Origin of the sequence: Pseudomonas sp. GM49 (assembly GCF_000282355.1) — a bacterium.
Classification (GTDB): Bacteria; Pseudomonadota; Gammaproteobacteria; order Pseudomonadales; family Pseudomonadaceae; genus Aquipseudomonas.
In genome coordinates this window covers 1-1,756 of record NZ_AKJL01000282.1, presented here as the reverse complement: position 1 = coordinate 1,756, position 1,756 = coordinate 1, and the positions used below count along the sequence as shown (strand labels likewise).

General features: G+C 60.0%; 2 protein-coding genes. Both read left to right on the top strand.

The annotated features are described in order from the left end of the window. The coding region (locus PMI29_RS04695; RefSeq protein WP_008002708.1) for an OmpA family protein at positions 1 to 513 on the top strand (513 nt) is incomplete at its 5' end. Positions 514 to 833: 320 nt separating this feature from the next. Next, complete coding sequence (locus PMI29_RS04700) at positions 834 to 1,616, top strand: DeoR/GlpR family DNA-binding transcription regulator (protein ID WP_008002706.1); 783 nt, start codon at positions 834 to 836, stop codon at positions 1,614 to 1,616. Positions 1,617 to 1,756 lie beyond the last annotated feature (140 nt).

Genomic DNA, 1,756 nt, shown 5'->3' with positions numbered 1-1,756 from the left:
TGGCTGGGCACGGCAGCCGCCATGGTTGGCCTGGTCAGCGGCGCTTGGTGGTTGGGTACCACCGGTGCAGTTGAGCAGCGTTTTACCCAACTGTTTGAGCCGGCCCAAACGATTGTCGAGCCTGTGCGCCTGGACAGCCTGTCGCTGTTCGACGCCGGTAGCGCCGAGCTCAAGCCGGGCTCGACCAAGATCCTGATCAGCGCCCTGGTCGACATCAAGGCCCAGCCCGGTTGGCTGATCGTCATTGGCGGACATACCGATGGCCGTGGAAACCCGCAGGATAATCTCCTGCTCTCCCACGCGCGCGCCTCTGCCGTACGTGACTGGATGCAACGCATGGGTGACATCCCCGGCAGTTGCTTTGCGGTCCAGGGCTTTGCCGCCAGCCAGCCGGTCACCAGCAATGACAGCGAGTCCGGGCGCGCGGCCAACCGACGCGTCGAAATCAGCCTGCTGCCCCAGGCGGGCGCCTGTGGGCAGGAAACGCTGGGGGAGCGTCCTGCGCAAGCGTGAGGGTGAATGCAAAATCGGGCGCTGCCTGCACATCTTGACGCCTCACGACCTGTCGATCAGGCGTGTACCAGCGCAATGGTGAACGAGACCACGATCATGCACGCAAAAGCAAAATTGATATTCATGAAGTTTCCATCCAAAACATGAGTGACGGCGCCATCTTGAACAGGTCACAGGAAAATAAAAAATTCAGCGTAATGATTTGAAAGATCGAAAAAAATGATAACTGGGGGTGTTTGCCCGGCCGCTCGTTTGTGTTTATCCCGTGCTTTGGCTAATCTCGCTTAAACGCGCAACTACACGCACAAACGAGCAAAAACATGCACGACAACCATTCCTCTGCCGAACTTCCGTCAGTTCGCCGGCAAAAAATCCTGTTGATTCTCGAACGTGACGGCAAGGTCATGGCCTCGGAGTTGAGCCAGCATTTCGCGGTGTCCGAAGACACCATCCGCCGCGATCTGGCGGAACTGGCCAGTGCCGGCCTGGTGCAGCGGGTGCACGGCGGGGCGTTGCCGCGGCCCAAGGATACGGGCAAGGACTATTTCACCCGGATCAGCGAAACCGATGAGGTGAAAACCCATCTGGCGCAACTGGCTGCGCGACGGGTGCAGGACGGTCAGATCGTGGTGTTCGATTCCGGTACCACCACCTTGCAGATCGCACGTTCGCTACCGACGGATATCGCCATTACCGCGGTCACCGCGTCGCCGATGACCGCCATCACCCTGTCCGGGTACAAAGGCATCAAGGTGATTCTCGCCGGCGGTCAGCTCAACCCGGCGACGATGTCGGCCAGCGGCCACGAAACCCTGCGGCTGCTGGCGGGCATCAAGGCCGATCTGCTGTTTACCGGGGTGTGCGCGATTCACCCGCAGGTGGGCTTAAGCTCACTGCATTTTGATGAAGTACCGGTGAAACAGGCGATGCTCGATTGTGCGTCCCACGTGATCGCCGTCACCACGGCGGACAAACTCGGCGCGGTGGAGCCGTTTGTGGTCGCGCCTTGTAACCGCGTGCATACGCTGATCACCGAGCAGCATGTGGCGTCAGGCAATGTCGAGGATTACCGGGCGCTGGGGATCGAGGTGGTGCAGGCTTGATCATTTTTTGCAGGCAGATGTGTTGAATGTGCCGGCCCCATCGCGGGCAAGCCCGCTCCCACAAGGGTTACTTGTCGGCCTCGAAATTTGTGGTCGACATAAATCCCTGTGGGAGCGGGCTTGCCCGCGAAGAGGCCAGC

Bases quoted from the DNA above. Each gene is read 5' to 3' on its own strand.
- PMI29_RS04700 (WP_008002706.1), top strand. From the start codon at position 834: ATGCACGACAACCATTCCTCTGCCGAACTTCCGTCAGTTCGCCGGCAA.